Source organism: Dyella silvatica (assembly GCF_026283955.1).
GTDB classification, from domain to species: domain Bacteria; phylum Pseudomonadota; class Gammaproteobacteria; order Xanthomonadales; family Rhodanobacteraceae; genus Dyella_C; species Dyella_C silvatica.
This window is the reverse complement of the sequence record NZ_JAPDPE010000067.1, coordinates 21,350-27,730: the sequence shown is the minus strand read 5'-3', so window position 1 is coordinate 27,730 and position 6,381 is coordinate 21,350. Positions and strand designations below refer to the sequence as shown.

Genomic DNA, 6,381 nt, shown 5'->3' with positions numbered 1-6,381 from the left:
AATGCTGTGCATGCGGCACCTTCCAGTACAGCGGCTGGCGATGCTCGGCGCGCAACCAGGCCACATAGGGTTCGGAGCTGAAAGCCGTGGGTATCAGGCCATCTTCAGCACCGTGTATCACCCACATGGGCAGATCCACGCGAGGCAGATGCGCAGCGGTGGCATCGATCGAGGCATGCAGTTCGCGCGCAAGGTCGCTACTGCCATCCCATAGCGCACGCAAACAATGCGTGCCCGGCAACGACGGATCGAACGAGACATCGATACCGCCATAAAGGCCAATCCCGTTACCCGGCGGTATGCCCGAACCATCCGCCCACCAACTGGCTCGCGTCACCGGGTCACTTAGCCCGGGCATCCCCGCCGCCCCCATGGCCGCGTAGTGAAAGCCACAAGGCATATCGGCGGCACTACGGCGCGTATAGGCCGAGGCATAACCCGCGCTAATCGTCCGCCACAGATCAAAGCTCGTGGAAGCCGCAGCCACCGCCATCGCAGCATCGGTCCAGCCAGTGGAGCGCAGTTTTTGATAAGCCTGCTCGGCCTGTACCATGGGGGTGGCGCCGCTGACAAGCCCGGCGGCACGCAGGCTGGCGCAGCGCCCCAACCATGCCGGCGGTGGCAATCCATTCGGCCCACGGGCCAATGGCGTGCCAGCAAAGCGCGCATCGGTCAACGCGCACGGCAACCACAGCGATGCCTCGGTGGCGTAGTCGTACAAGGCACGGCCCTGTCCTGCGACGTGCACATTCGGCTCCAGCGCGACGACGCCGGCCAGCAGGTGCTCCTGGTCCAGCCCGGCGGCCTGCAGCACGGCGCCGCCGCCATTGGACAAGCCGGTCGCGATGATGCGGGTGTTTTGCGCGGTAAACGGCGCCTGTGCCGGGTAAGCACGATCGAGCATGGCCAGTCCGAACCTGGCCGCTTGCAGCACATGCAAACCCCAGTCGGCTTCGGGGTTGTCCCCCGAGTGAACATGCTTGATGGCGATGCCCGCATCGGCGGCCAGCGGCGGCGGCTCGAATTCCAACCGCGCCTCGCCGCGTTTGGCGCGCCGGCCGTCGAGGGCGACGCCGCTGTCATCCGCATAGTCGAAATATCCGGTGCCGGTGCCCTTGTCGGTGTAGGCCACGGCACAGCCGTGCGGCAGTCCCCAGGCTCCCGCCAAGGCAATCGCGCCGTAAATACCGCGCGAACCGGAAGAGGCGGTCACCACCAGGCAACGGCGCGCGGGGTCAAAAGTATCCGGCACCTGCAACAGCACGCGATGCGGCGACTTCGCGCCGGGAATCCAGGCAAAAGCCTGGTACTCACGCCCGGGCACATCCGGCACCTGGCCATAAACCCGGCCATAGCCGCCCAAAGGCCCCAGGTCGGCAATGCCCTTCCAGCTGAGCTGGATGGCCCGACGGCGCAATTCCAGCGCAGAGGGGTGCAACGGGTCGCTCAGCGGCATCGGCACGCCAGCCAGGCCGGCCAACCCGAGCCCGGCGCTTAGCAGGTCATCGCTGCCGCGATGCTCGGTAACGCGCACTTCGCCTCGTACAAAATCATTTGTTTGCATGCCCGACCCCATGGAGTGGCGCTCCCTTGACGCCGTTGGCAACGTACACGCCGGTAAAACCGGCAGCAGCAACAGCAGCAGTGTGATGAGACGCCCTCTCATAGCAAGTACTTTCGATGCATGAGAACGCACTCAACATATTTCCCGGTAATCCCCATAACACCCCCGAATTGGCTCGTTTCCGTTTAAAGCCTTGCAGCAAACCGCATGAATCACGCCATGACTCATAGCATGTCCTTGACCCTGGATTCAAAAAAAGCTTGCACAAGCCTGCCGGAGAGAGCGAGGATGGCGATTGCATTCGTGGCCGTTCTTCAACGTCCTCGTGATTGCACTTGAACAACAGAGGACACAAAGCAATGGCAACTGGCACAGTTAAGTGGTTCAACGATGCAAAAGGTTTCGGTTTCATCACGCCTGACGACGGCAGCGCGGACCTTTTCGCACATTTCAAAGAGATCAAAGCCGATGGCTTCAAGTCTCTGAAAGAAGGTCAGAAGGTTGAATTCGACACCGTGAAAGGCCCGAAGGGCTTGCAGGCGTCGAACATCAAGCCGGTCTGATCTTTCGTTAGAACCGTCTACGAAAAACCCGGCCCTGTGCCGGGTTTTTTGCTTATCGCCATCGAGTCTTCACTTTTCGATGACATCATTTATGGCAAGCGCGAGACGAAACGATCTCGACGGCAAGGGCTGCGCAGGCTACCGTCCACCGCATGAGCCGATTGCTGATTGCCGACGACCATCCGCTGTTTCGCGCGGCACTGCGCCAAGCCGCCAGCGAGAACGTGCCCGATGGCACCATCTACGAGGCAGCCGATCTTGCCAGCGCATTGACCATGCTGGCGAACGAGCCCGACATGGATCTGGTACTGCTTGATCTGCACATGCCCGGTAGCCAGGGTTTATCCGGTTTGGCCGCCTTGCGCGGGCAGCACCCCGGTGTCGCGGTCCTGGTGGTTTCAGCGCATGACGAAGCACGCACCATTCGCCGCGTACTCGACCACGGCGCCGCCGGGTTCATTCCCAAAAGTGCCAGCCCGGCCGAGATCGGCGAGGCCATTCGCAGCGTGCTCGATTGCGGCAGCTGGTTGCCGCCGGCGCTGGCGCAAACCATCGCCAGCCTGCCGGCCGATGCTGCCGACACCAACCTGGCCATTCGCCTGGCCCGACTTACCGAACAGCAATATCGCGTACTGGCCCTGCTCGGCGAAGGCTTGCTCAATAAGCAAATTGCCGATCGGCTATCGATTCAAGAACGCACCGTCAAAGCGCACGTCACCGCGATTTTCGAAAAACTCGGCGTACGCAATCGCACCCAGGCCAGCGTACTGCTGCAATCGCTGACGCTAGGCGAACCCGCGCGGGGCTAATCCGCCGCTGCGCGATCTGGCGACATATGCCAGCCTTACACCTCCCGCCGCGCAGACATCACCCGCTGCAAGACCTGGCGCAAGGCCAGCGGTTTAAGCGGTTTGTACAACACGCCCATGCCTTGATCGTGCAAGCGTTGGCGCAACTCGCCATCGCGATCCGCCGTGAGAATCAGCGTCGGCACCTGGGCCGCCGACACGCCCAGCGACTGCCATACATCAAGGCCGGTACGCCCCGCATCGAGGTGGTAGTCGAAGATATGTAGATCAGCTTGCCATGGCGCTGCCTGCGCTTGTTCAGTGGTTCGCGCCGCGTGCACCTGCCAGCCCCAGCTGGAAAGTAACGCCGACAAGGCAGCGAGCGCGGCGGGTTCGTTGTCGAGCACCAGCGCGCGCCCCGCCGGCAACGGTTGCAGCGCCATCGGCACCGGCAGCGCGTGGGTCATCGGCGGCACGCCCGGCACGGTGATGTCGAACACGCTGCCACGCCCCGGCCACGAACGCAGGCCGAGCGGCGCGGCGAGCAAACCGGCCATGCGTTGGGCAATCGACAAACCCAGGCCCAGGCCCTGCCCGCCGCTGGCACTGCCACGACGGAACTCATCGAAAATCGATGACTGCTCATCTGGCGCGATACCCGGGCCGGTATCCCAGACTTCCAGCCGCCATGCATCGCCGCAACGACGCGCACCGAGCAACACCCTGCCCTGCTCGGCGTAGCGCAAGGCATTGGAGAGAAAGTTCTGCAAGACACGGCGTAGCAACTGCGGATCGGAATGCACCCAGGCCCGGCTGCTGACCACATCCAGTCGAACGCCACGCTGGTCGGCCAGGGCGCGAAACTCGGCCGCCAGCGGATCAAACACTTCGGCCAGGGCGAAATCATGGGGCTTGGGCTGCAAGCGCCCACCTTCCAGGCGTGCAATATCCAGCAAGCCCGCCAGCAGCGACTCAGTAGCGGTCAACGCACCATTGAGATGCCGTGCGGTGACCAGCTCGTGGCCTTGCTCGGCTTGCGCACGCTCCGCCAAGGCGTGCGCAAACAGCTTGGCCGCATGCAAGGGCTGCATCAAATCATGACTCACCGCAGCCAGAAAACGGCTTTTCGCCTGATTGGCATGCTGGGCCTCGGCGGTGGCGGTGGCCAGCGCACGTGTGCGTTCGTCCACGCGCAGCTCCAGCGTTTCATTGGCGCGCTTGAGCGCATCCTCGGCCTGCCGAAAAGCGGTGACATCGGTAAAAGTGGCGACAAAGCCACCGCCCGGCATCGGGTTGCCGCGGATCTCCACCACCGTACCGTCGGGGAAACGCCGCTCGGACAAATGCCGCGTGCCGGCACGCATATGCATCAACCGTCGCTGCACCCGATCATGCAATGCGCCCGGCCCCAACATGCCGCGCTCGATATTGAAGCGCGTCAACTCGGCCACCGGCCGACCGACTTGCAGCAAGTGGGCCGGATACTCAAACAAGCTTGCGTAACGGCGATTCCACGCCACCAGGCGCAACTCTGCGTCGACCACGCAAATGCCCTGGCTCATGTTTTCCAGCGCCGCCTGTAGCACGCGCTGATTGAAGCGCAAATCTTCAGCCGCCTCGCCGACAATCGCCGCCACCGTGTCCAGCTCGCCGCGCCGCTGCTGACTCACCACCTCAAGCAATAAGCGCGCTGAGGCGGCGCCGATCACCGCGGCCAGTTCGTGTTCCACCGCAGCCACCCGGGCACCCCCGGCCAATGCCTGCAATGACACCCCATCAAACAAGGGCTGGACCCGCTCGGGCGGCAGAAAGCGCGCCGCCAGTGCGCGCAATTCAGCCACGCCAATGTCACCCACGCTGGTCGGCCGCAAGGCCTGCCCATAACGCGAGCCGGCCACGGCCGACATCACCGCCACATTCACCGCCAGGCTCAACATCACCGCGCGGCCCAGCCGGCTCCAGTCATCGAGCCCAAACAAACCATCCGGTGACAGCCACGACCAACCGAACGGACCTTCATGCAACCAACGCATCTCGCCGTGACTCGACCAGGCCGGCAGCAAGGCGGGCAACAGCACGTACAGCCAGACCAAGGTACCCACTGCCAAGCCGCTGGTCACCGCACGCGGCCCCCATTGCGGCCGATATACCGCAATGAGCAAGGCCGGCGCCAACCCCGCCAGCGCCGAGAAAGAGATGCCACCGATATCGGCCAGAACATCGTTGCGCGCCAGCACCCGGCTATAAGCCCAGGCCAGCAAGATCACCGTGATAATGGCGACACGGCGCTGATTAAGCACTTCTCCACGCAAGTCGCCATGCTCGTCGCGGCCCCAGCCGGTGCGCACGCGCAACGGCGCAATAAAGTGATTGACGATCATCAGGCTCAAGGCCAGCGTCGCCACCACCACCATGCTGGTCGCCGCACTCAGGCCACCAAGAAAAGCCAGCAAGGCCAAGCCGTGCTGGTCGCGCGCCAGCGGCAGCGCCAACACATACAAGTCCGAAGGCACACCGCTGGGGCCAAGCCATGCATCGCCCATCCGCGCCAACGGCAAGATCGGCAAGGCGACCAACAGCATGTACAACGGAAACAACCAACGTGCGGTGCGCAGATGCGCGCTATCGCGACACTCCACCACGCCGGCGTGAAACTGGTGCGGCAGGGTAAACATCGCCATTGCGCCAAGCAGGATCAAGGCGGGAAATCCGCTGCTGTCATGCGCGGGCGGCGGCCCCGGCACTACGCTGGGCGGCAACGGCGTAAACAACAAGCTGCCCAGCGCCAGCATGGCGATCAGCTTGAACACCGACTCGAACGCCATCGCCAACACCAGCCCACGGTTATGCGCCATGGCCGAGGCGCGACGCGTGCCGAACAGCATCGCGAACAAGGCCATCAACAACGCCACATACAGCGCGCTGTCCTGCCATGGCTCCGCTTCGCCAAGTTGTCCGTGGCTAAGCATGGCGTAGCTCATCGCCACGGCTTTCAATTGCAGCGCGATATACGGTACGATGCCGATCAGCACCACCGCCGTCACCAGCGCGGCAAGACCGGAATGCCGGCCCAAACGCACCGCAATCAAATCGGCCAGCGAACCGGCGTTGTAATCGCGCGCCAACTGCACCAGCCGGCGCAACACCGCAATCGCAAACAGATACATCAGGATCGCGCCGATAAAGGTCGGCGGCAGCCACCAACCCGAACGACTGGCCTGGGTCACGGTTCCGTAGAACGTCCACGAGGTGCAGTGAATCGCCAGCGACAAGGCATAGATCACCGCCCAGCGCCGTTCAAACCAATGCGGCCTGCGTTCGCCGACCAAGGCCACGCCAAACAGCAAACCCAGCCAGATCAAGCCCGCGGCGGCGATCATGCTGGCGTTCAACATGGGCGGCGCACCGGTTTATCGCAGGCCCCTCGCCGGCCAATCATGCGCGCGGCAAGGGCGGCAAAACCCGG

At 63.5% G+C, this 6,381-nt stretch carries 4 protein-coding genes; 2 read left to right on the top strand and 2 right to left on the bottom strand.

What is annotated here, in order from left to right:
• Positions 1–1,564: 3-hydroxybutyrate oligomer hydrolase family protein (locus OUZ52_RS13950; protein ID WP_266159019.1), on the bottom strand; the 1,564-nt coding region annotated here is incomplete at its 3' end.
• A gap of 359 nt (positions 1,565–1,923) precedes the next feature.
• On the opposite strand from OUZ52_RS13950, the gene OUZ52_RS13945 reads away from it, so the two are divergent.
• Both OUZ52_RS13945 and OUZ52_RS13940 read left to right on the top strand, forming a co-directional pair.
• Positions 1,924–2,127 carry a cold-shock protein gene (locus OUZ52_RS13945; protein ID WP_266159017.1) on the top strand — a complete coding sequence of 68 codons (204 nt, stop codon included), beginning with the start codon at positions 1,924–1,926 and terminating at the stop codon, positions 2,125–2,127.
• A gap of 152 nt (positions 2,128–2,279) precedes the next feature.
• Positions 2,280–2,936 (top strand): response regulator transcription factor, encoded by a 657-nt coding sequence (locus tag OUZ52_RS13940; RefSeq protein ID WP_266159016.1) that lies wholly within the window; start codon positions 2,280–2,282, stop codon positions 2,934–2,936.
• A gap of 35 nt (positions 2,937–2,971) precedes the next feature.
• On the opposite strand, the gene OUZ52_RS13935 is transcribed toward OUZ52_RS13940, so the two are convergent.
• On the bottom strand, positions 2,972–6,310 hold the full coding sequence (locus OUZ52_RS13935; protein ID WP_266159015.1) for a PAS-domain containing protein: 3,339 nt from the start codon (positions 6,308–6,310) through the stop codon (positions 2,972–2,974).
• Positions 6,311–6,381 lie beyond the last annotated feature (71 nt).